Here is a 24577-nt window from a genome sequence, read left to right as displayed (position 1 = left end):
CCATATAAGGTTACCTCTCTCATAGATATATCACATCAAGTAGTATATAACGAAATATATATTTTGACAACTTTTATAATATATGCTACACTACTAATAATTTAATATTAAATTTAAAGCGTTGAAGAGAAGAGTAGATTTATAATGCCTTTTAAAGAGAACTCTGTATGGTGAAAATGAGCAAAGGATAATAAGTTGAACATGGTCTCGGAGCTTTGCATCGAACCTCTTAGGAGCTTAGAGTGCAGCAGGGGCACCTGTTATAGTGCTAGGATATAATCACAATGCATGGTGACGTATCTGAAAAAAGGTTCATTTATATGAATAAAAAAGGGTGGTACCACGAAGTTATACTCTCGTCCCTTAGGCTTTAGAGTCTAAGAGACGGGAGTTTTTTATTTACTTAATTGTTAGGACTAGGAACCAAGAATGAATGTGAAGATTCAGCTATACTGAGATTTAATCACACATATTCTAAGGTTTTCTTGAATCAAAGATTATTTTTGTAAAGAAGGTTGATAGTATGAGTATTTTTATTGGAGGAGCATGGCCTTATGCAAATGGATCACTACATCTCGGGCACGTAACTGCATTATTACCTGGAGATATACTAGCAAGATACTATAGGTCAAAAGGCGAGGATGTATTGTATGTTTCAGGAAGTGACTGTCATGGAACTCCAATCTCAATAAGAGCAAAAAAAGAAGGGGTAGAACCTAAAGATATAGCTCATAAATACCATGAAGAGTTTGCAGACTGTTTTAATAAATTAGGATTTACCTATGATTTATATACTAGAACTGACGATCAATTTCATAAAGAAGAGGTAAAAAGAATATTTACTTTATTATATGAAAATGGGTATATCTATGAGAAGGAGCAGAAGCAGCTATTTTGTGCAAACTGTAATCAATTTTTACCTGATAGGTTTGTAGAAGGTATATGTCCTCACTGCGGCAGTAAGGCTAGGGGAGATCAATGTGATAACTGTTCAACACTATTGGATCCGTTGGAACTTAAAGAAAGACGGTGTAAAAACTGTGGTAATGAGCCTGTAGTAAGAAAAACTAAACAGCTGTTCTTTAAACTCTCAGCCTTTCAAAAGATATTGGAGGAATATCTTAATTCAGCAAAAGGGTGGAGATTAAATGCAATAAATATGACAGAAAGATATTTAAAAGAGGGACTTCGGGATAGAGCTGTATCGAGAGATCTGCCATGGGGAATAGATATACCAATAAAGGGTTTTGAAGACAAAAAACTTTATGTTTGGGTAGATGCTGTCCTAGGATATCTAACAGCTAGTAAACATTGGGCACAGATAAATAATAAAGATTGGAAGAAATTCTGGAATAATAGTTCTTTTGCGTATTATGTGCATGGAAAGGATAATATTCCTTTTCATACAATAATATTACCTGCTCTGCTTAAGGGAGCAAAAGATTATAAACTTCCTGATAAAATCATTTCAAGTGAGTATTTGACGATAGAAGGTAAAAAATTATCAACTAGTAATAATTGGGCAGTATGGGTTAAGGATATGCTGCAAAATTATAATCCTGATGCGATAAGATATTTTCTTATTATAAATGCACCGGAAAAACGAGATACCGATTTCTCCTGGAGGGAGTTCGTAAATAGTAATAACGGAGAACTGGTGGGAGCATATGGAAACCTGGTTAATAGGACACTGGTATTTATACAGAAGTATTTTAATAATACGATACCAGAAGGAAATATAAATGAAAATATATTAAATGAGCTTACTTTGATGTATAAAAAATGTGGAGAAAAGATAGAGAGTGGAGAGTTTAAATCAGCGCTGGAGGACATATTTGAATTTGTAAGAAGTATGAATAAATATTTTGATGCTCAAAAACCTTGGATTACTGTAAAGGAGGATGTAGCTTCCTGTGGCAATGTTATATATAATTGTACAGAGGCCATAGCAAATTTAAGTAATTTATTGGAGCCGTTTTTGCCATTTTCATCATTTAAAGTAAGGAGATGGATAGGCGTTAGAGAAGCTAGCTGGTCATATGTAAAAGCAAAAGCTAATCAAAAAATAGAGGATACAAGGATACTTTTCGATAGGATAGATAAAAAAGTGATTGAATATGAAATAAACAAATTAGGAAAATGATGAACAATATGCTCTAGAAAATGTTAACAATGACATTGTTAAACAGGTTAAGCTATATGCCCACAAGTAAGCAAAACGAACAAATATAGTGAAAAGGATTGTAACTAGAGACTGTACTAGATATATGAAGGAAATCTAGTACAGTTTTTATTATTTGTCGAAAAGGAAATATTTTAGCCCAAATAGGGAATTGACAATATAAAGAAAAAGTTATTAAAATATAACTGACTGGTCGGTACAAAAATTAAGCGGCTATATAAAATTTCATATATTTATTAAGCAGTTATTTTTCACTAATCTTAATTTTCTAAACGCAGGAGGAGGTAAAATATGAACTTATTTAAAATTTGTAAAGATGAATTTAAGAGCTATTTTGATAAGAAGATAAAGATTGTAGCATTAATAGCTGTTATAGCGATTCCTCTATTATATAGCTTCTTATACCTTAAAGCTTATTGGGATCCTTACGGAAGTCTCAAAAATTACACTGTAGCTATTGTTAATAATGATAACGGGGCTACTTTGGATGATAAGAAGAAAAATTATGGCAAAGATTTAGTTAAAAAATTAAAGAAAAATGATGATGTGGGATTTAAATTTGTTGATAGAAACACAGCAGAAAATGGAATTAATAATAATAAATATTTTGCAGTAATAGAAATCCCGAGTGATTTTTCAGAAAAGATTGTCAATGCAAAAGATGGACAAGCAATTGCTCCCGTAATTAAGTATGTTTCTAATAATAAAAAGAATTATATCGGAACTAAAATATCAGAGTCCGTAAAGGAGAAAATACTTAATAAATTAAAGAAGAGTGTATCAAAGGAATATGGTAAGACAGCGTTTAAGACAGTCTATGAACTTAGAGATGGATTGAAGGATGCTTCAAAGGGAACTGATAAACTTGTTGATGGAACAGAAAAGATTATTAAAGGAACAGGAACATTTGTTACTGGAACGAACAGTTTTAAGGATGGCAATGTTAAACTAGCTAATGGGCTTGATAAGCTTAATTCAAATGTTCCCAAATTGTCTAGTGGAGTTAAGAAGCTTTATAAAGGCTCCAAGGACCTATCTTCCGGATTGAACAGTTTAAAAAATCAGGTACCTTCATTAAAAACAGGAGTAGATAAACTATATAATGGTTCAGAAGAACTTGCAGATGGTGCAGATCAGTTAAATGGTGGAATTGATCAATTAGCTGTTGGTGTAAACAAACTTTACGATGGTTATGAAAATACCTTACTGCCTTCAGTGGAAAAACTTCAAAAGGGAACTTCAGAGCTATCTAGTTCGCTTAATGAATTAGATAAAGGAGCTTCAAGATTAAATGATCCTGCTGGTCAATTAATAGAAAAATCAAAAGATTTAAATGATAATACAAAAAAATTAACAGATTCAGTGAGTCAGTCTTCAGCTGCTATGACTTCAGTAGGACAATATATTATGACAGCAGCAAAGACTAATCCTGAAGTAGCAAAGGATCCAAATGTGCAAAAGGCACTTCAAACTTTGCAAGGCTTACAGAAGAATTCAGCTGACCAGGGCACTCAATTGAAAGCATATGCTGATGGAGTTGATACCTACACTAAAGGTGTTTCAGAATTTGCTGGAAATGTACAGAAAACGACAAGCTATATTGATAAAGCAGCAAAAGGTTCTAGTAAACTCGATAAAGGAATGAAAAAGCTCAATGATGGTATGAAGACTAAAAACTCAGGCAGTTTTAGAAATGGATTATCAACATTGAAGAAAAGCATGACTACATTACAAAAAGGTACTGGCAGTTTGAAAAAAGGTTCAAAGGCTTTGAATGGTGGAATTAAACGGCTTGATGATAAGCTCCCAGCACTATCAGATGGAGTAGGTAAATTATATAACGGGTCAGGGCAACTTAGCAATGGTTTATCTACGCTGAATAATCAGGTGCCGGCATTAGGTACAGGAATTAAAAAGCTGGTTGATGGAAGTAACCAATTAGTGAGTGGAAGTAAAAAATTAGCTGATGGAAGTAAAAAGTTAAACAGCAGCATGAAGAAGCTTAAAAATGGCGAGAATAAGCTAAAGAAAGGCTTGGATAAAGGCGTTGATAAAGTAAATGACAATGTTAAATCATCAAGCAGCGATTTAGGAAACTTTATAGGAAACCCTGTTCATGTAAAAGACACTAATATTAACCCTGTAAATAATTATGGGTCAGGACTAGCTCCTTATTTTTTACCAATATCTTTGTGGATAGGTGCAGTAATAATGCTGCTGATATTAAAGATCAAAATAAGTGAGTATAAGGAAATGAACAATTTGGAATTAACTGTAGGCAAATACATTCCATATGCTATAATTGGTATAATTCAAGCTTTAGCCCTTGGTGCAATAGTATTACTTCTTGGAATTAAACCAGCAAGTACACTGCTGCTGTTCGGATTCCTCATAGTATCGGCATTGGCCTTTGATGCAATAATATATAACTTCATTAACCTGTTTGGTATTGCAGGAGAAGCTATAGCAATAGTACTATTGGTACTTCAACTATGTTCCGACGCAGGTACGTTCCCTATTGAAACATTACCAAAATTCTTTAGAGGAATAAATCCATTTTTACCATTCACTTATACAGTAGAAGGTATAAGAGAAGTTTTATATGCCGCTAATATAAATATGTCGATAGTAGCTAAAGATACGTTGATAACTTTAATCTTTGGATTAGTATCAATGGTTATAAGCGTCATATTTATAAGAAAAGGTGAAAGAGTTAACGAATATATAGATAAAAATCTGGCAGCATAAGCTATAACAGCAGCTGATAAATAATTGACATATAGTCAGTTATTTATCAGCTTTTTCAGTCTCTAAAAAATCATATAGTGGTTTGTTAAATAGTATTATGATAGTATATAGTTAATATGATGTGATCGGGAAGTGAACTATGAAAAAAGATATAAGGATTGTTATAGCCACTATATTGATAGTATTGATAATGGGGACTTATAAGTTATTGATTTCGGCTTTTTTACCAACATTAGATCAGAATCTAGCCACGCTTTTGAGAAAATTACTTCAGGCCGCGACAGTAATTATTTTTATTACTTCATTGAAACTATGGAAAAGTGTAGGGATAATATCAAAAATATCAAAGAAATCTGTAATACTGCTGCTGCCAGTAATTATTCTCTCCTTCACACCGCTCTTAAATGGTTTTAATGTAGAAAACTGTTTTGAACTTAGTGTAATCCTGATAACAGCTGTTTTGATAGGTGTTATTGAAGAATTAGAATTTAGGGGAATAGTATTCGGAGTTTTAAAACCGAGAGGAAGTAAAGTATCGATTTTAACATCTTCACTGTTATTTGGGTTGGCTCACTTACTAAATCTATTTTATGGAGCGGGCTTTGTAGAAACAGTTCTTCAGATAATATTCGCTGTAGGCTTTGGATTTATTGTAGCGGTTGTAAGATATAAGACAGATTTAATTCTGCCGCAGATAATAGTTCATGCATTATGGGATTTTAATTTTGACATCGCTAATACGACTTTCAACCAAGTAGTAGATGTGATTCACTCAATAGCCATAGGTATAGTGATTTTTTGGGGAGTTACATTAATTCTAAAAGTTTTTCAGGACGATGAAAATAAAGGGTAGGAAGTGATTTCCGTCGGCTGGAAAATGCCTCCTCCAACCACTTCCTGCCCTATGCATTTACAAAATATTATTATATATTGCTTCTTCCAAATTCTTTTCTTGTTTATCTGTTTAATAATATTTTCTTTAGAGTTATCTTCATATTACTTCGTATATTTGTTTAGCAGAAGTGTTATAGCTGAATTAATGTTATTAACATCTTTAGCGGTTGATCTAGTATCCTTCAACTTAAACTTGTTTTTCAATTTTAAGATTCTATAAACTTTTTCATTTATAGACTTTATTGAAAGGGTTTTATTTTTTGCTGCAGTTTTTATCTGCTTAATAACCTTAACTTCATTGTTATAACCATGGCAGACTAAAATAATATCAGTGCCGGCTTTTAGTGAATTTACAGCTGCTTTCTCTATAGAATAATTTTTTTCTATAGCCCCCATAGTCATGTCATCTGTTATTATTACACCATTAAATTCAAGCTTTTTTCTTAATAGGCCAGTCAAAATGTTTTTTGAAAGCGAAGCTGGGTATTTATTATCAATTTTAGTAAGCAGTATATGAGCTACCATAACCATATCAGCTCCATTTTTTATGGCACTTGAAAATGGGATAAGCTCACGATTCTTGAGCTTATTATAGCTATTTTGTACGATAGGAAGCCCTAAATGTGAATCTACGGATGTATCTCCATGACCTGGAAAATGCTTTATTGTGGAAATGATTTTTTGTGATTTTATACCTTTCATGGTGGCTATTCCAAGTTTCGAAACAATAGCAGCATTATTTCCAAATGAACGATCACCAATTACTGGATTTCTAGGATTACTGTTTATATCCATAACTGGTGCAAAATCAATGTTAAAACCAAAAAAGTTTAGTTCTCGGCCCAACAGTTTTCCAATATTATATGAAAATTTAGCGTTGTTGACTGTGCCGACTGCTTTGCTCGTGGGTAGTTTTTTAAAGGCCAGAGGCATCCTCGAGACTCTTCCGCCTTCTTCATCTATTCCTAAAAACAAAGGTATATTACTGTGTTTGGAATTAGTAGTTTTTAAAGAGTTAATTAACTTATGTGTCTGCTCTATATTCTTAATATTGCTGCTAAATAGGATAAATCCTCCAACGTGGTAATTAGTAATTAAAGCTTTTGAATATTTATTTAATGAGGTGCCATCTATACCTGAAATAACTAGCTGTCCAATTTTTTCATCTAATGTCATTCTATTAATCTTGTCTTTTATTAAATCACTCTTTTTATATTTATGCACATGATGTATGTTTGAGCTGTTCTTTGCTATTTTACTACCACTCTGATTATCTTCTTTTTTAGTAGTAGTTTTAGGGCTACAGCCAAGTGTGAAAATTAGCACAAAACTTATTAATAATGATAACTTTTCCTTAACTTTCATTTATTATACCTCATGTTATTTTTATAGCAGGTTGCTAGTTACTGAAATCATATGTTTCATTCTTTCAAAATCTAATTTGAGTATTTCTTTGCCTTTATCGGATATTAAATAAACCTTACGGCGACTATCGTCACTTTTTACTGATTGTATAAATTTTTGCTTAAGCAGGTTCTCTATAGCTCCATAAAGTGTACCCGCTGCCAGTCTTACTTGACCATTACTAAGTTGCTCTACCTTCTGCATGATAAGATAACCATGAGCTGGCTGTAATAGTGATAATAGAACATAATAGGTTGTTTCTGTAAGCGGAAGATTTTTATCTCTATTCATAACTTTCTCCTCTATTAAGTCTGACGTTATACAGTTCAACTATATATTTATTATATACAGTTGAACTGTATATGTCAATGCAATAGATTAGATAATAATTAGTAATGCTTATAAAGTTATAAAAGTTATTAACGAAAATTATATATAATTAAATAATTGTGTTAATATTATGAAAACAATATCAATAAAGTGAAATTGCAGTAACACTATTTAACTATATATTCACAAATTTAAAAATAATATTTAAATATGTCGAATATTATGCTATTATATCTTAGTAGCTATTATAATTAGAACAAATGATACAAAAACACTAAGAAAGATGGGATGGACTAAAATGGATATTTTTCTAGTAATAGGAATGATTGGGGGACTTATTGTAATTGTAACAGGCTTGCTTATGAAAGGAGCTACAGTATCTATACTAATAAGTCCAGAAGCATTTTTGGTAATATTAGCAGGTACAGCTATAGCTATAATGAATTCTTATCCACCAAAGGAATTTGCTAATATACCTAAACTTTTTAAGGTGCTTTTTAGCAACAAGGCAGGAGATGATCCTGTAGAAGTAATTAAGGAACTAGTGGAAATGGCTCAAGAAACAAGAAAGAATGGGTTACTGGCACTTGAATCCCGCACGCAAAACATGGAAAATAAATTCATGAAAAAGGGACTAGAGATGGTAGTTGATGGTATGGAACCAGAATATGTGGCTGAAGTTTTAAATACTGAAATTGAAAGTATGGAAGAGCGACATAAAGTAGGAGCTCAGGTTTTTGCAACTGCTGGTGGTACAGCTCCTACTCTAGGAGTTATGGGTGCTGTTATAGGACTGATGGGTGCCCTTGGAGATATAAGTGATACAGAAAAACTTTGTGAAAGTATTGCTGGTGCATTCGTAGCAACACTTTACGGAATATTTACGGGATATGTTATATGGCATCCTTTTTCATCAAGACTTAAAAGAAAATCTGCTGAAGAAATTAGTACAATGTATATTATGCTTGAAGGTATTCTTGCAATTCAGTCGGGAAAAAATCCAAAGAGCATAGAATTGAAATTAACAGGAATGCTGGATCCTAAGAAGAGAGCAAGCCTAGAACTAGAAGACGGTGAAAAATAAGGAGATAGAATAATGAGTAAGAAGAAAAAACAGCATGATGATGAACATGTTGACGAAACATGGCTTCTTCCGTATTCAGATATGCTTACGCTCCTTCTGGCACTTTTCATTGTTATGTTTGCTATGAGCAATGTTGATAAAGCTAAGCTTCAGAAGGTGAGTGAACAATTTAGTGTAATCTTTTCAGGGGGAGGAGATGCATTATCAGAAGGAGGGAAAACAGCTATCCCAATGGAGGAATCTGGTGGTAATAAAGTTGAGCAGGATACGATGGAGCGTATAAAAAGTACTTTAGAAGCAGAAATCAAAGAAAAGGGATATGAAAATAAAGTTAATACTAGTTTGAATGAAGAAGGATTACAGATATCTATTCAGGATGCAGTGCTTTTCGATTCAGGAAAAGCTCGTATTTTAAAGGGCGTGCGGCCTCTCCTTTTAGATATTTCAAAGATGATAAAAAATTTGGATAATGACATTAGGTTTGCGGGACATACGGACAACGTACCAATTGATAATTCTGAATATAGATCTAACTGGGAATTGAGTGCAGTAAGAGCAATTAATGTAATGAATTATATGGTTGATAGGGGAAAAATTAAAGCTAGTAGATCTTCAATACAAGCCTATGGTGAATACAAGCCTAAATATAGTAATGCGACTGAAGCGGGCAGAGCTAAAAACAGGAGAGTGGAAATATTTATAGTTCGAAAATATCCATTAACTGATAAGAAAAATAAATAAAGATAGTTTTATATGAGCCAACTTAATATAATATTAGGTTGGCTCATATTATTTATGTAAATTATTCGCAATATTTATGTATAAACATGGTCATAATTCTATAATTTTCATAAATAACTAAGTTAAACTTACGATAAATAAATAATGTGTCATTTTAAGGAGGAACTTATACATCTAAAGGCGGTATAGATAAATGATAATTAATAATATCAATAGTCAATATGGACTTATTAAGAAAAACGAACTAGATAAGAAAAAATCTATGGAAAAACTCATTACTGGAACGAAAGTTAATAGAGCTGCTGATGATGCTGCTGGACTTAGTATTTCAGAAAAAATGCGTGCACTTATCAGAGGGCTTGACCAAGCAGGCAGAAATATACAAGACACGATGTCACTTCTTCAAGTAGCTGATGGGGGATTAAATGAAATTCATAGTTTATTGCAAAGAAGCAGAGAGTTGATGGTACAAGCTAATAATGATACTTTGCAAACGGAAGATAGGACATCTATTCAAGATGAAGTTGATCAAATAAATAAAGAAATAGATAATATAGCTAACAGTACCCGATTTAATGATATAAGTCTTTTGAATAGCTCGGGAGTTTCTAGCATGGACAAGCCACAGGTGAATAATATATTTAATGGACTAAAGAATGGGTGGCTTGAGGAAGCCGAGAAAAAAATATATTCAGCATACGGATTACATGCATCTGGAAGTTCCAATTTGAATATAGTTTTAGATGAAGGGGCTCCTTATGGTGAATTAGCCCATGTTGGCGGTGCCAGTGGAAATTTAGAATTACATATAGATATTGAAGATTTCAACCCAGCAGATGGTGATAGTGGTAACACTGTTGCTGGACCTGGATTCTATGCGGATCGTGTTATCGCACATGAATTTACTCATGCTGTCATGGATGATGCTTTAGGTGTGAATAAGATGAACGATTTTCATTACAACAATGCAGTTTGGTTTGTTGAAGGTACTGCTGAATTTATTCCGGGAGCAGATGAGAGGTTAAAGCAGGTAGTCGGAAATTCTATGCAAACAGGGATAGATGATGGAAAAGTAAGTAATCTAGTAGATAGGGCTGTGGAGCTATTAAATGGTGCTGAGTGGCATGGAGATGATGTAGATTACTCTGCAGGATATATTATAGTTAAATATATAAATAGTAATTTAACAACAGGAACTTTTAAAGACATTATGAACGTAATAATGAATTATTCGGGCTCAGCCACCGATGCATTAAAAAATTCTATAGTTACTTACAGCTCCCGTTTCACGTCATATGCAGATTTTGTAAATAAATTCGGTAGTGTAGGGGCAGATGGAGCTAGATATTTTATTAACAATAAAGAAGTTCTCAATTGGGGAACTCAGGAAACTGATACAGGTTCTATAGAAGGTAGTGATTTTGGAGGGATATCGCTAAATGCCGAAGATGTTATAGATGAATCCGCAGATTCAGTCAAAGATCAGCCTCTGCAATTTTTTAATGTAGTGTGGCCTGATAAAACTGAATCTGGTAATTTTATGGTTCAAATTGGAGCAAATGCACAGGAATCAATGGAAATAAAATTAGTGAATGTAACTACATCATCTCTAGGTATAGATAGTATAAACGCTATTAGTGAAGCTTCAGCTTCAATACAGAAACTAGATGATGCAATAAAGTTTGTTTCAAATAAAAGAGCACGTCTTGGTGCAATAAGTAATGGATTGGAGTTCTTTTCGAATGTTGATAGTGATATAAGAGAGAATATGCAGTCGGCAGAAAGTAAAATTAGAGACACAGATATGGCGTCACAAATGACCATGTATTCTAAACAAAACATATTAAGCCAAATATCAAACAGTTTGGTTAAAAGTGTTATTAACAACTCACAAAATGATGTAGATATGCTGTTAAATAAATCCAAGGAATATGTATCTGAAAATAACAGAAATGATAAGCACATTTTAAATGAAGAAAAGAAAAATGGCAGCGAACTTAGTAAGAATATTGAAAAATTATCTTCTGGTCTTAGAATAAATAGAGCTGCTGATGATGCGGCTGGGTCAAGTATAAGTGAGAAGATGAAGGCACAGATTAGAGGGTTAAGTCAGGCTCAAAATAATATTGAAGATGGAATTTCATTAGTAAAAACAGCAGAAGGCGGTCTAAATGAAATTCAAAGTATTTTACAAAGAGAGAGGGAATTATGTGTTTATGCTGCTAATGATGTGCAATCATTTGGCGATCGAAAGAGCATACAAGACGAGATAGATCAATTAAACGCTGAAATTGATCGTATTGCAAATAGTACTAAGTTTAATGATCTGAATTTACTTAATGTAGATGATGATGGAAAGGAAGTCACATATAGTGATGGAACACCTCTTTCACTTATTGTAGCACATGATGGACAATTTGGACTTCAAACTGTACAGGGATATTCAAATGCTGTAGAGGATGACAACCAAATTCTTATATATGGACATGGAAGTACAAGCAGACCAATAGTTGTTATTGATGGAAAACAGTATAGTTTGAGGGATGGTAATTTAACATCACCTACTATTCAAAATGGTGATACTTATGAGACAGGATATACAGTACAAGGCATACAGATAAAACAATCAGTTACCATTGTTGGAACTGATAAGAATATGTTTGAGATTAGATATGATATTGTTAATAACTCTGGTGCCAATAAAAAAGTAGGTTTTCTATTTAATTTAGACACGATGCTTGGAAGTGATGATTATGCTCCCTATAGAATTGATGGTAAACCAGTTGTCACTGAAAGAGCGTACACTGGTCAAGAATTACCTAATGAATTTGACGTTTATAATCACACTACTAATAGATACTTAGAATCTAAGGCAATAATAAACGGTCAATTTGATGGTATAGGTATTATTGAGACACCTGACAAGCTTGTACTGGCCAATTATCCTACCGTAGACGATTGGAACTTTACTCCAACGGGCAGAAATATTGGCGATAGCGATTACAGTATATGGTGGAATGAGAAAGATATAGCTAATGGAGCACAGAGGAGCGTTAATACATTTTATGGGCTTAAGAAGCCAAATTTTTTTAGTGCAGTACCTTATGATGGTATAAAAATACAAACTGGAGCTAATGCAGGACAATCTATGACAATAAACAGGAGAAGAGTTAATACTGATGCAATTGGTTCTCAAGACGTATGTGTGACCTCTAGAACAAGCGCTAACTATAGCTTAGATGTACTGGATAAAGCAATAGGAATAATATCACATGAACGCAGCAGATATGGAGCTTATGAGAATACATTGGATAAAGCCTACAGCTTGGCACAAAATCAGGAATTGAATCTAACAGAAGCACAATCTAGAATAGCAGATTTAGATATGGCAAAAGGAATAATGGAGTTTGCTAAAAATAACATATTAAGTAGAAGCATTGAGGCTCTAATAGCACAAAGTAATACATCTAAAGAACAGGCTAATTTATTAATCGTCTAGCTTGGATTTAATATAATATGGGTAAATAGCCTGCAAAAACAGGCTATTTATGATTTATGGACTAATTTCATAATAAGTGCTAACATACCAGAAGTAATTAATGGTCCAACAGGAACTCCGTCAAGAAAAGCTGCTGCGATGACAGCACCAAGGATTAATGCCGGCATTACATTGCTATGACCTTCTATAGCAAGATATTTTAATCCAACACCGCTGAGATAAGTCGTGAAGAATGAAAGCAGCAGAGCGAGCAGGCCTACAACAGAAAAGATGTTATTTCTGATATTAAGAGAGGATACACTTCCATTTGCAATAGGAATTAATATGGCAGCTGTTAAGCATACCAACCCTATAAACATGCCGTGTTTTTGCAATAAAGGAAAGACTAAGTTTCCAATATTAAGTAAGCGTATTGTTAAAAGCAGAGCTATTGCTATAGATACGGAATTAGCTCTGCCAATAACTGAAGCTGCTAGTAATAAAATTAAAATTAGATTTGCTTCCATCTATATCATCTCATAAAGAAATATTCATTTATAATGTTATTCAATAGAATAAAGAAATATGATAAAAATATTTATGAAAATTTAATTTGTTACTTTTGTTTCGCAACTCACAGTCACTTGTTACTTTACAAAACAATGCGAATGTGTTAGTATTTTAGAAGTGAATAGATATGATTAGTGTACTTGATTAAGAATATCTATATATTGTATTGAAGAGGGATGGAAGTATGGAGTTAAATATTTATCAAAAAAGAAGCGGATTTCCTAGACTTTTAAAAGCTATAAAAAAGGGTGAGGTAATAATAGGGTTTATAGGCGGGTCTATAACCGATCAAAGCAGTGCCACGAGATGGCCCGAATATGTCTGCAGCTGGTTTGTTGAAAGGTTTCCTAATGTTAGATTTTATATAGAGAATGCTGCAATCGGAGGTACAGGCAGTGATTTGGCTGTATTTAGAGCTGATAGGGATCTTATTGATAGAAATTGTGATATCGTATTCGTTGAATATGCAGTTAATGATAATGAACAAGAAACTGAAAAGCGAATGAGGTCAAGGGAAGGACTTATAAGAAAGTTATTGAAAGAGGACAGAGATCTGCTTATTACATATACATATATGCAAGATATGTATACAGATATGATGGATGGAAAGGTTCCTGCTACAGTAGATGAATTTGAACAGTTAGCAGCACATTACGATATAAGTTCGGTTTGGATGGGCTTGTACGCATTAGAAGAAGTGAAAAAGGGAAGAATGAGATGGGAGGAATGGCTTCCGGATGGCCTTCATCCTGATTTTAGAGGAAGCTTAAGTTATGCTCAAAGTGTAACTAATTTTCTTGAACAGGAACTTGTATCGAATCCTAATTATAAGGCTTTAGCAGCAGGAAAAAATATAAAAGAACCTTTTAATAAAAAAAATTGGGAAAATGCATACATCCTACCGTTCTCGGAAGTTGAGACAAGAGGGCCATGGATGATAAGAAGATGGTCAAAAATGGCTTGGACTGACCAAGTTTTATCTACGTCTGCAGTAGGAGCAAAGATGCAATTTGATTTTGAAGGTACAGGACTTATGCTGGCATTTGATTTTGGTACAACTGCATCAGAATTTAAATATAGTATTGATGGACAAGAATGGATTGAAACAAATCGAGAGAGAGAATGGTGGATGCCTGAAAGTGGTCAATATTTAACAAATACTCTTGCACAAGATTTAAAATATGGTAAACATCATATTGAGATAGAAGTAGTGCATGGAAATAGAAACGAATGCAAAGGAACCAATTTCAGACTAGCATTTATTGGGGTTATTGTATAGGTTTGAAACAGCGCGATTACAGAAAAATTGTTATGTGAGATAAGGGTGTATATAATAAAAAGGCAGTGGATAAGTTCTACTATCCATTACCTTTTTTCGTTGAATAAAGAAATATTTAAATAATAGAAAATTCAAACGGGAGATATCGATAACATGATTAACAGCTGCTTTAAACTAAATTGGCACATCTTTTTTATCTATGAAGCTAAAATCACATAATACAGGAAAATGATCTGAAGGATAAATGCCAGACTGATTATCTGCAAGGATGCCGTAACGCTGAATCTCAAATTTTCCATGATAGAAAACATGGTCTATTGTGCAAAAAATACGGCTGTTTTCTTGCTGCAAACGCGGCAAATCTGTAGTATATTGGTTCATCATGAAACGATGATAAGTAAATGGCGGTCCATATGAGATGACTTCTTCAGCTTTGGAAGCATCATAAAATCCAGATGATAAAATTTGTTTATAGGCAGTCGTATGAATACTTTTAGATAATGCTAAGATACTCTTGTATAAAGCAAAAAAAGAAGAGAACTAAACGCAAAAACGTTAAATCATGTTTACGAAGAAATTAAAAAACAGTAAAATATTCTGAAGCTAGTGAATTAAGAAAAGAAGGCAACAGAAGGAATATAATAAAAGTATTTTGTGAATATTAAGAGTCAGGGCATAGGAAATGTTTACAGTCGGGGTTATCTAAGCACGCTCATTATCATTCGCAGATAACCCGTTAAAGGCCATTTAGGCCTTTAACCAACGGAGATATAGAGTGAATTTAGCAATTGTCAGCAAATTTTATGCAAATTTTCGTTAAGATTTGGGCAGTGTTTGAGGCGCACCCGAGTTTGCCCAAATTAGAAAATTTGCAAGGAATGTATGTGTTACCGAAATAATGTAACTATATAATATACGAAGTAATATAAAGATAGCACTTAAAAAAATAATAAAAAATAGATAAACAAGAAAAATAATTTGGGAGAAGTAATATAGAAAATAATACTTTGTAAATGCATATAGTCGGTATAGGGTAGGAAGTGGTTGGAGGAGGCATTTTCCAGCCGACGGAAATCACTTCCTACCATTTTTTACCTAGCCCATGAAGCAATAGCTTTTATATCAGCAGGTTTTGTTCTGCAGCATCCTCCTATTAGTTTAGCACCATGCTCAAACCAAACCTTTGCATCACTGGCATATTCTTCACTGGAAGTATGCCCATGCCAACATTTATCGGCAGCATCATACTCTTCTCCAGAATTAGGGTATACAACTATAGGTTTTGAAGTATTAGCTTTTATCTCGTTGATTAATGATGGAATGAATTTTGGAGACGTACAGTTGATACCAGTAGCTACCACTTGCCTACATGTATCTAAGTATTTAGCACATTCCGAAATTAATGTTCCATCGCTTATTTCAAAATCGTTTTTTCCAGTAAAGCTTATCCAACAATATGTATCAGGAAATTCTTCGAGTAATTTCACTATTGCTTTTGCTTCTTCAAGACTTGGAAAAGTTTCACAAGCTAGTATGTCAACACCTTCTTCTATAAGAATGTTGATTCGGGGCCTGTGAAAATCAATTAGATCGTCGCAAGAAATTTTATAATCTCCTCTATACTCTGATCCATCTGCAAGATATGCTCCATAAGGTCCAACTGAACCTGCGACAAACGGAAAAGGCCTGTTAGTTCTGTTTGATGGATCTTCCCAGAAACTATCTCTAGCTCTTTTAGCAACTTCAACAGATTTTTTTATTAGTGCAACTGCTTGTGACTCTGTAAAGCCTTTTTTTACAAATCCTTCAATCGTAGCTTGGTAGCTTGCTGTTATTGCACAGTCTGCTCCAGCAGAAAAATAATCTAAATGTATTTGTTCAATAATATCAGGATTTTCAGCAAGGATTTTTGCAGACCAAAGTGAATCATTAATATTACATCCTCTATTTTCAAGTTCTGTTGCCAAAGCACCATCTAGAATGATCAATGGAAAATCCGTTAATATGTTCTTTATTGGATTCATGTTAATTTTCCTCTTCTCTATATAAATGTGTAAATATATATATAACACACAAACGTAAAACATCGTGATAATCAAAAAAATACAATTATAAGTTCTAAAAGGATTTAAGGACGATACACATCTAGCATTTTAATGCATTATATATAACTTATAGATATTATTATATTTTATGTGATGATCAAATTCAATTCGTAACTACATAGAAATACAATAAATATTATATTGTGCACTTATTTAACTCTATTATAATATGGATTGTAAAACAATTTGTCGAACTTAAAACTAGAGTTAGTTTGATTTTATTGCAAAGTGCAGCTGCATGGAGTGGTTCCTTAATGAGTGTGACTAGTTGACAGATACAAATAGCTTTTATTGCGCATAAAATGAGCATATAAAAGCTATTTTTGAAAGAAATGAGCATATACATTGACAAAGTAAGCATAAACGATTACAATAATATTAGAAAACGAATACAAATACTTAAAATTAATCACATTTGATTAAAAAGAGTAAGGGGAATTTTAGAAAGGCGAGATGCAAAATGTTTTCAGAGGAGAGACAGCAGAAGATTTCTGAATTGCTTAAAGAGAAAAGTAGTTTACGAGTCAATGCACTAGCTGAAATATTCAATGTTTCGGAATCTACTATAAGAAGAGACCTTCAGGAAATGGAAGAAAGGGGGCTATTAACAAGAACGCATGGAGGTGCTGTAGGAATTCAAGGCACTAATTTTGAACCATCTTTTAGAGAAAAAGAGGCTGAGGGACGTGAAGAAAAAATTAATATAGGCAGAATAGCAGCATCGATGATAAAAGATGGGGATACTATTATACTTGACTCAGGAACAACTACGCTAGAAATTGCAAAACATATTCAGGCTGAACGGATTACAGTAATAACAAACTCTATAGATATAGCAGCTGTACTATCAAACAATGAAAATATTGAACTGGTAGTTACTGGTGGCAGTATGAGAGCTACAACAAGAGCTATGGTTGGTCATATAACAGAGTATGTGCTTAAGAATTTTAGAGTTGATATAGCCTTTATTGGAGCAAATGGTATATCCATAGAGGAAGGAATAACAACACCTAATTTTGCAGAAGCTCAAACTAAAAAGGCAATGATGAATGTAGCTAATAAAGTTATAATTGTAGCAGACGGTTCAAAGTTCAATAAAGTATGTTTTTCTGTTATTTCACCTACTAGAGCAGTTTCTTCAATTATAACAAGCGGAGCTGTAGAGGAAGACATTATAAAAAGTTTTGAAGAAGCTGGAGTTGAAATACTATTAAAAGAGATGGATAGAAATTGCTAAGAGTGTTTACTCTAAGTATATAAATAGATAAAACGTTTACAAAATATGGAGGTGTTACTAATGTCGGTAAAGGATATGTTTTCTAGCAGCAGAGTAAAGTTTTCATTAAATGCTGCTACTAAAGACGAGGTAATAAACGAATTGATAGAGGTTTTATATGAGGATGGAAAAATAGAGGATAAACAAAAGTTCAAGGAAGCTGTGTTAAAAAGAGAAGAAGAATTTTCGACGGGAATAGGAATGGGAGTTGCTATACCGCATGGAAAAAGTGATGCAGTAAAAGAAGCTTCTATAGTTTTCGGAAGAAGTGAAAAAGGAATAGATTATCAATCGATGGATGATGAACCTGCATATTTATTTTTTCTAATAGCGGTGCCAGAGAAGTCTAATGATGTACATTTAAAGGCTCTTAATGAGATATCAAGGAAGCTTATGCATAAGGAAGTAAGACAAAACCTAATGAGTGCAGCTAACTTTGAAGAATTTATAAAGGTATTTGAATAACATAAAGATAAAATAATTTAAATAACAAGGAGGAATTACTATGAAATTGGTGGCAGTAACATCTTGTCCTACAGGAATTGCACATACTTACATGGCAGCAGAAGCTTTGCAAATGGCCGCAAAGGATTTAGGGTATGAGATAAAGGTTGAAACTCAGGGATCCGTTGGAGCTGAGAACGTAATTACAGATCAGGACTTAAAGGAAGCCGATGCAGTTATTATTGCAGCTGATACTAACGTAGATAAGGGTAGGTTTGAAGGAATGCCTATGGTTGTAGTTTCTGTAAAGGATGCCATAAAAGATGCTGAAGGGCTTATAAAACAAGCTATTAGTGCAAAGGCTACTACTACCAAAAAGGTTGAGGAAAATAAAACTGTAGATAGAAAAGAAAGAAAAGGGATCTATAAGCATCTGATGACTGGTGTTTCGTTTATGATACCTTTTGTGGTAGCAGGAGGCTTGCTAATAGCTATAGGATTTGCATTAGGCGGAATATACGTTTATAAAACTCCGGGAACATTGGCTGAAACACTATTTAGTACAGGAAAGCAGGCATTTGCATTTATGCTTCCAGTTTTAGCTGGTTATATAGCTTATTCGATAGCTGATAGACCTGGTCTTGTTCCTGGATTTGTAGGCGGAGCATTAGCTAGTAATATCGGGGCAGGATTTATCGGAGCTCTAGTAGCTGGATTATTAGCAGGATATATAGTTGCATTAATTAAAAAGTACGTAAAGCTTCCTAAAACGGTAGAAGGCTTGATGCCAGTATTAATAATACCACTATTATCAACAATAGTTATAGCAGTAATTATGACATTCATATTAGGAAAACCTATGGCTGCAATAAACAATGGATTAGTTGCTTGGTTAAAGAGTTTACAAGGTGCGAACGCAGCTCTTTTAGGAGCGGTACTAGGGTGCTTCATGGCGTTTGATATGGGAGGACCATTCAATAAAGCAGCATATCTGTTTGGAACTGGAACATTAGCAACTGGAGGAACTACAATAATGGCAGCTGTAATGGCAGCTGGTATGGTACCACCACTAGGTATAGCATTAGCAACAGTAATCGCTAAGAGAAAATTCAGCGAACAGGAACGGGAAGCAGGTAAGGCAGCGTGGGCATTAGGATTATCTTTTATAACAGAGGGAGCAATACCTTTTGCTGCAGCAGATCCATTAAGAGTAATTCCATCAATAATGATTGGTTCTGCAATTACGGGTGCGTTATCAATGATGTTTGGAGCAACATTGGCAGTGCCTCATGGCGGAGTATGGGTGCTATTTATACCTCATGTAGTTACACAACTGCTGCCATATATAGCTTCAATAGTAGTAGGCACAGTTGTATCAGCTTTGATTCTTTCATCAGTTAAGAAAAATGTAGCATAAATATATTTAGAGATTTAAGCAAAAGTAATCTTCTGATTATTTTTGCTTTTTTCTCTATCATTTGAAAACATATGATATAATAGGTTTATATTCAACTTATGAGGCGAAAATATGAAGAATTTAAAGCAGCATTTAAAAATTTCATTAATACTCTTTATTATATCAATAGTGATGTTTTTATTACTTTATTTGATGTTTGGCAGATTATTCAATACTCTATACTATTCATTAATGAACATTTGTTTTATTCCAGTAAATGTACTTATAGTAACTTTCGTCTTCGAAGAACTAATAGAAAAACATTCAAAAGTTGAACGCCTAAGTAAATTAAATATGCTAATTGGTGTGTTTTTCAGTGATATAGGTTTCGATCTTTTGAATTTAATAGTAGCGTCGGACGAAAAACTTAAATACCTTAGGCTTGATTTTAATGATTTAAAGGATTGTAAGAAAAAGTTCAGGCTGTATAGGCATGATATTGATTTTAATCGAATTGATTATAATAGGTTAAAAGATACTGTAATAAACGGAAGAGATATATTGTCTACGCTTATAAGTAACGAAAATATTTCTGAACATGAGATGTTCTCGGATTTGCTTATGACAATTATGCATTTAAGAGATGAAATAACATTTATGGGTGACAGAGAATTAACTGATGAGGATAAGAGGCATCTTGAAACAGATATATCTAGAGTATATAAAATCTTGAGCTTACAATGGACAAGTTATCTTAAGCATTTAAAACAATTTTATCCTTATCAGTATAATAGTGCAATTGCTGTTAATCCATTTATAAATCATAGTATAAATACTGAGTATGCAGAGGAATAGAAAGAATACATTAATTATTTTCAAAAAGAGTATTTGCATACTTGCATAAAGTATGCTATTATAAATCGTAAAAATTTAATACGGACAGTTCATTGGCCATCCTGTCCTTAAATAAAACTAGGCAGCTGAATCTTTAATGAGTTTGAAATCATTTCAGTAGTGGATTCTGCATCTGGAATAGGTGGAGAAGTAGATAATTGGAATATTGATATCGTATTGGGCGGGTCGCAAAAATGTCTCTCGGCTACTCCTGGACTAAGCTTTATGAGCATAAGTGAAAAGACATGGCAGAAAATATTAAAGCGAAAGCAGCCAATTGCAGGTTTCTATGTGAATTTGGCTCTGTGGAAAAACTGGTATAATGAAAAATTATTTCCATATACGCAGCCTATAAGCGATTTGTATGCGCTGGATACTGCTATTGACAATGTGCTTGCTGAAGGAGACAGCAGATACGAAAGACATAGTAAGATAGCAGAAGCAGTAAGACAAAGTTTAGTTTCAGCTGGTCTTCAGCTTTACCCTTTGGAAGGATATTCTAATACGGTAACCTCGGTAATAATTCCCGAGGAAACAAATTTTAACGATATTTTTAAGATTATGCTGAATGAACACGGTATTTTAATTGCAGGGGCCTTTGATATTTTAAAGGATAAGGTTTTTAGAATAGGACATATGGGAGAAAACTGCGAAGTAGATAAAGTATTTATAACGCTTAGAGCGCTTAATTATACTCTCTTAAGTCTTGGAATTGAATTAAAAGCTAAAATGCATGAGGAGTTCTCAAAATTAGTTTGAATTAGTTCAATGCAAAAAAATAATTATTATGGCTTAACCAGGTGGAATGTATTCTCGCCTGGTTTTTTGCTTTTTAGGAATTTTACATAAGATGGGAAAATCATTATTTTTGTAATGTTTTTGGAGAATTATGCACCATTATGTATTTATTTACGTATAAACTCTATAGAAGTATAATTATGGTAATATTTATTGTGAATATATTTCAAAATTTATTTGAAGGATGATATTACGATGAAAAAGATAAAACTTGCTGGGTTGATATTTACTATTGCACTAGCTGTTACGGTAGTAATACCTACGTATGTAAAGGCTGTAGAGAATGATAAGTTTGCTATTAAAGATGGTGTGCTAGTGAAGTACTATGGTCATGATAAAAATGTAGTAGTTCCTGATACGGTAAAGGAAATAGATGCACTTGCTTTTTATGACAATCCCATAATTAAACAGGTTACAATTCCAGGAACGGTAAAAAACATTGATTATAGAGCCTTTGAAAGTTGCGATGCTCTGAAAAGTGTTATTATGGAAGAAGGGGTACATAACATAGACGGTGCAGCATTTCAATATTGTAAAGAGTTAAACTCAGTGGATATACCTGACTCTGTAGAAAGTGTTGATGCAGATGCATTTTCTGAAACACCTTGGCTTAATAATTATAAAGGCGACTATGTAATAGTTGGAGACGGAGTGCTTATCGATTATAAAGGTACAAGTACAAGTCTCACAATACCTGATAGTGTAAAAACAATAGCAGAATCAGCTATACACAATAATAAAATAACTAAAGTCATTATGAAAAAAGGTTTGAAAACTATACAAGATGATGGGTTCGCAGGTTGCACTGCATTAAAAACTGTGACAATACCAAGTACCGTGACCTCCATTGGCTACGATGCTTTTTCTGATACAAAATGGCTGAAGGATAACAAAGAAAAATTTGTAATTACAGGAGATGGAATTCTTCTTAAATATAACGGTAAAAGTAAGAGTATAACACTGTCCAATAAGGTAAAAGTAATAGCCAATGGAGTTTTCGGAAACAATATAAGGCTAGAAAACGTGACATTATCTAAAAATCTTACAAGTATAAATGGCTCAGCTTTTTGGGGCTGCAGTAAGCTCAGTAAGGTAACTTTCCCAAGTAAACTTAAGACTATTGGAGCTTCAAGTTTCTTAGGCTGTAAATCCCTTACTGCTGTGAGCTTTCAGAAAAATTCAGTTTGTACTGATATTGGAAATAATGCTTTTAAGGATTGTAGTAAGCTTAGTAAGATAACATTTCCAGCTAAGCTCAAGGTTGTATCAGAGGGGAGCTTTATAAACTGCAAAGCACTTAAGCAAATTAGTTTCTCTAGCAAATCTGCCTGTACAACAATAGAAAATAGTGCCTTTGCAGGCTGTACTGGCTTGAGTAAGATATCGCTATCAAATGCAAAGAAGCTAACAACTATAGGTGAAGATACTTTTAGTGGCTGTAAAAAGCTTACAACCATTGCAATGCCAGCTGCAGTGAAAAATATAGGTTATGAGGCCCTTAGTGATTGTAAAAAATTAAAAACTGTTACGTTGCCTTGCAATATACAAGCTATAGGTGATTATACTTTTAATAATTGTGCAAGCTTGGCATCTGTGAAACTGCCTAGCTCTATAACTTCAATGGGTAGAAAGGCTTTTTATGGATGCAGCAGTTTGACGGCTATAGATATTCCTGCTGGAGTACAGACTATTGATGATGAGGTCTTTGAAGATTGTACAAAACTTAAAACAGTAACTGGAGGGGAAGGATTAACTTCAGTTGGATACAAAGCATTTAATAATACAAGTTGGGTTAATAAGTATTCCGGAAGTTTTATAAAATTACAAGATATTCTTATAGCATATAAAGGTAAGGCTACTGCAGTTTCCATTCCGGATAGTATTTCCACAATTGGTGCTGGTGCCTTTGCAAAAAATGATAAAATAACAGATGTAACCATTCCTTCAAGTGTTAAGGTCATAGGACAAGATGCTTTTGCTGGATGCATTCATCTTAGGACGGTGTCCTTTGCAGAAGGTTTACAGGATATAGGGAAATATGCTTTTCATCAATGTGCTGCTCTTAAATCTATTTCTTTACCAGAATCACTAAAAAAGTATGGTCAAGGAGCTTTTGAGGAATGTACTGCTTTGAGAGAAGTAAAACTACCAGATTCACACGTGGACTACGAGCCTGTTTACTGGCTTCCAGACGATGTATCTGATCCTCCTGCATGGCCAGGAGATTCATATGGTGTATTCAAGGCTACTCCTTGGCTTGATTATTATGATGGAGATTTTATTATAACTAACGATGGAACTCTACTTGCTTATAAAGGAACTAAAAAAGAAATCATTATTCCAGATAATGTGACAAGCATAGCTCCCTTCGCTTTTTCTTATGGCAGTGTTGATAAGGTAACGGTGCCGAAAACAGTTAAGGTAATAGGAGAAAATGCATTTTCTTTTAGTTCAGTTAAAAATGTAGTAGTAGAAGATGGAGTACAGCAGATATGTGACAATGCTTTTCATGGAGCACGCTTATTAGATGACATAGATATACCGGAAAGCGTTACTAAATTTGGACAGGACATATTTTATTTTAGTGATGAAGAAAGCGTTGAAATAACTATAAAGTGTAAGAAAAACTCAGAAGCCTATTATTTTGCTTTAGTGAATAACTATGGTGTTAATTTAAGAAATTAAATTGCCTACATTTTCTAGGCGATGAAAATCGTTTGTTACTCTTTAGAAATTTATGTTTTTTGCCAATTATGATAACTTTTAATTAATATTAAGTTATACTCCTATAGAGTAAAAAAATGAGCGCTAAAAAAAACGTTATATCATGTTTACGAAGCAATTTAAAAGAAACAGTAATATATTTTGAAGTTAGCAGATTAAGAGAAGAAGACACAGAAGCGGTAAAATGAAAAAAACGGCTGACATAGTGTGCAATTATTTTTCGTATTTTT

The 24577-nt window shown here is 33.5% G+C and carries 17 protein-coding genes and 1 other annotated feature; of the genes, 13 read left to right on the top strand and 4 right to left on the bottom strand.

Annotated features, from left to right (window positions below; all coding sequences use genetic code 11):
- The first annotated feature begins 112 nt into the window (after nt 1–112).
- Nucleotides 113–367 (top strand) — a binding site (T-box leader).
- A gap of 156 nt (nt 368–523) precedes the next feature.
- From metG to CLORY_RS07765, 3 genes are all read left to right on the top strand, one after another.
- A complete protein-coding gene (gene metG / locus CLORY_RS07775) occupies nt 524–2143 on the top strand; it encodes a methionine--tRNA ligase (protein WP_079422965.1) in 1620 nt (539 codons plus the stop codon).
- Nucleotides 2144–2473: 330 nt separating this feature from the next.
- Nucleotides 2474–4930, top strand: a complete 2457-nt coding sequence (locus CLORY_RS07770) for a YhgE/Pip domain-containing protein (RefSeq protein ID WP_079422963.1) — start codon at nt 2474–2476, stop codon at nt 4928–4930.
- Nucleotides 4931–5069: 139 nt separating this feature from the next.
- Nucleotides 5070–5783 carry a CPBP family intramembrane glutamic endopeptidase gene (locus CLORY_RS07765; protein ID WP_079422961.1) on the top strand — a complete coding sequence of 238 codons (714 nt, stop codon included), beginning with the start codon at nt 5070–5072 and terminating at the stop codon, nt 5781–5783.
- Nucleotides 5784–5926: 143 nt separating this feature from the next.
- Here CLORY_RS07765 and nagZ read toward each other — a convergent pair whose 3' ends face one another.
- Both nagZ and CLORY_RS07755 read right to left on the bottom strand, forming a co-directional pair.
- On the bottom strand, nt 5927–7189 hold the full coding sequence (gene nagZ / locus CLORY_RS07760; protein WP_079422959.1) for a beta-N-acetylhexosaminidase: 1263 nt from the start codon (nt 7187–7189) through the stop codon (nt 5927–5929).
- A gap of 21 nt (nt 7190–7210) precedes the next feature.
- A complete protein-coding gene (locus CLORY_RS07755; protein ID WP_079422957.1) occupies nt 7211–7519 on the bottom strand; it encodes a PadR family transcriptional regulator in 309 nt (102 codons plus the stop codon).
- A gap of 337 nt (nt 7520–7856) precedes the next feature.
- Between CLORY_RS07755 and motA the strand changes: the two genes are divergently transcribed.
- From motA to CLORY_RS23950, 3 genes are all read left to right on the top strand, one after another.
- Nucleotides 7857–8642, top strand: a complete 786-nt coding sequence (gene motA / locus CLORY_RS07750; RefSeq protein WP_079422955.1) for a flagellar motor stator protein MotA — start codon at nt 7857–7859, stop codon at nt 8640–8642.
- 12 nt (nt 8643–8654) lie between these two features.
- Complete coding sequence (locus CLORY_RS07745) at nt 8655–9383, top strand: flagellar motor protein MotB (protein WP_079422953.1); 729 nt, start codon at nt 8655–8657, stop codon at nt 9381–9383.
- Nucleotides 9384–9576: 193 nt separating this feature from the next.
- Nucleotides 9577–12882, top strand: coding sequence for a flagellinolysin (locus CLORY_RS23950; RefSeq protein WP_079422951.1), 3306 nt, complete (start codon nt 9577–9579; stop codon nt 12880–12882).
- A 47-nt stretch (nt 12883–12929) separates the two neighbouring features.
- Here CLORY_RS23950 and CLORY_RS07735 read toward each other — a convergent pair whose 3' ends face one another.
- Entirely contained in the window at nt 12930–13388 is a 459-nt protein-coding gene (locus CLORY_RS07735) for a DUF441 domain-containing protein (protein WP_079422949.1), read from the bottom strand.
- Nucleotides 13389–13615: 227 nt separating this feature from the next.
- On the opposite strand from CLORY_RS07735, the gene CLORY_RS07730 reads away from it, so the two are divergent.
- Complete coding sequence (locus CLORY_RS07730) at nt 13616–14710, top strand: SGNH/GDSL hydrolase family protein (RefSeq protein WP_079422947.1); 1095 nt, start codon at nt 13616–13618, stop codon at nt 14708–14710.
- Nucleotides 14711–15801: 1091 nt separating this feature from the next.
- On the opposite strand, the gene mmuM is transcribed toward CLORY_RS07730, so the two are convergent.
- Nucleotides 15802–16734, bottom strand: a complete 933-nt coding sequence (mmuM, locus tag CLORY_RS07725; protein WP_079422945.1) for a homocysteine S-methyltransferase — start codon at nt 16732–16734, stop codon at nt 15802–15804.
- A gap of 541 nt (nt 16735–17275) precedes the next feature.
- On the opposite strand from mmuM, the gene CLORY_RS07720 reads away from it, so the two are divergent.
- From CLORY_RS07720 to CLORY_RS07695, 6 genes are all read left to right on the top strand, one after another.
- Nucleotides 17276–18052: a DeoR/GlpR family DNA-binding transcription regulator gene (locus tag CLORY_RS07720; RefSeq protein ID WP_079422943.1), complete on the top strand. Its 777-nt coding sequence runs from the start codon at nt 17276–17278 to the stop codon at nt 18050–18052.
- 60 nt (nt 18053–18112) lie between these two features.
- Complete coding sequence (locus CLORY_RS07715) at nt 18113–18556, top strand: PTS sugar transporter subunit IIA (RefSeq protein WP_079422941.1); 444 nt, start codon at nt 18113–18115, stop codon at nt 18554–18556.
- A gap of 40 nt (nt 18557–18596) precedes the next feature.
- Nucleotides 18597–19952 carry a PTS fructose transporter subunit IIC gene (locus CLORY_RS07710; RefSeq protein WP_079422940.1) on the top strand — a complete coding sequence of 452 codons (1356 nt, stop codon included), beginning with the start codon at nt 18597–18599 and terminating at the stop codon, nt 19950–19952.
- 111 nt (nt 19953–20063) lie between these two features.
- Nucleotides 20064–20786: a hypothetical protein gene (locus CLORY_RS07705; protein ID WP_079422939.1), complete on the top strand. Its 723-nt coding sequence runs from the start codon at nt 20064–20066 to the stop codon at nt 20784–20786.
- 159 nt (nt 20787–20945) lie between these two features.
- Complete coding sequence (locus CLORY_RS07700) at nt 20946–21584, top strand: pyridoxal-phosphate-dependent aminotransferase family protein (RefSeq protein ID WP_079422938.1); 639 nt, start codon at nt 20946–20948, stop codon at nt 21582–21584.
- Between the two features lie 234 nt (nt 21585–21818).
- Nucleotides 21819–24308 (top strand): leucine-rich repeat domain-containing protein, encoded by a 2490-nt coding sequence (locus CLORY_RS07695; RefSeq protein ID WP_079422937.1) that lies wholly within the window; start codon nt 21819–21821, stop codon nt 24306–24308.
- The last annotated feature ends 269 nt before the right edge of the window (nt 24309–24577 follow it).

The organism is Clostridium oryzae, from assembly GCF_002029235.1.
GTDB lineage: Bacteria > Bacillota > Clostridia > Clostridiales > Clostridiaceae > Clostridium_AE > Clostridium_AE oryzae.
The sequence above is the reverse complement of the archived record's forward strand: the minus strand, read 5'-3'. Positions and strand labels throughout refer to the sequence as shown.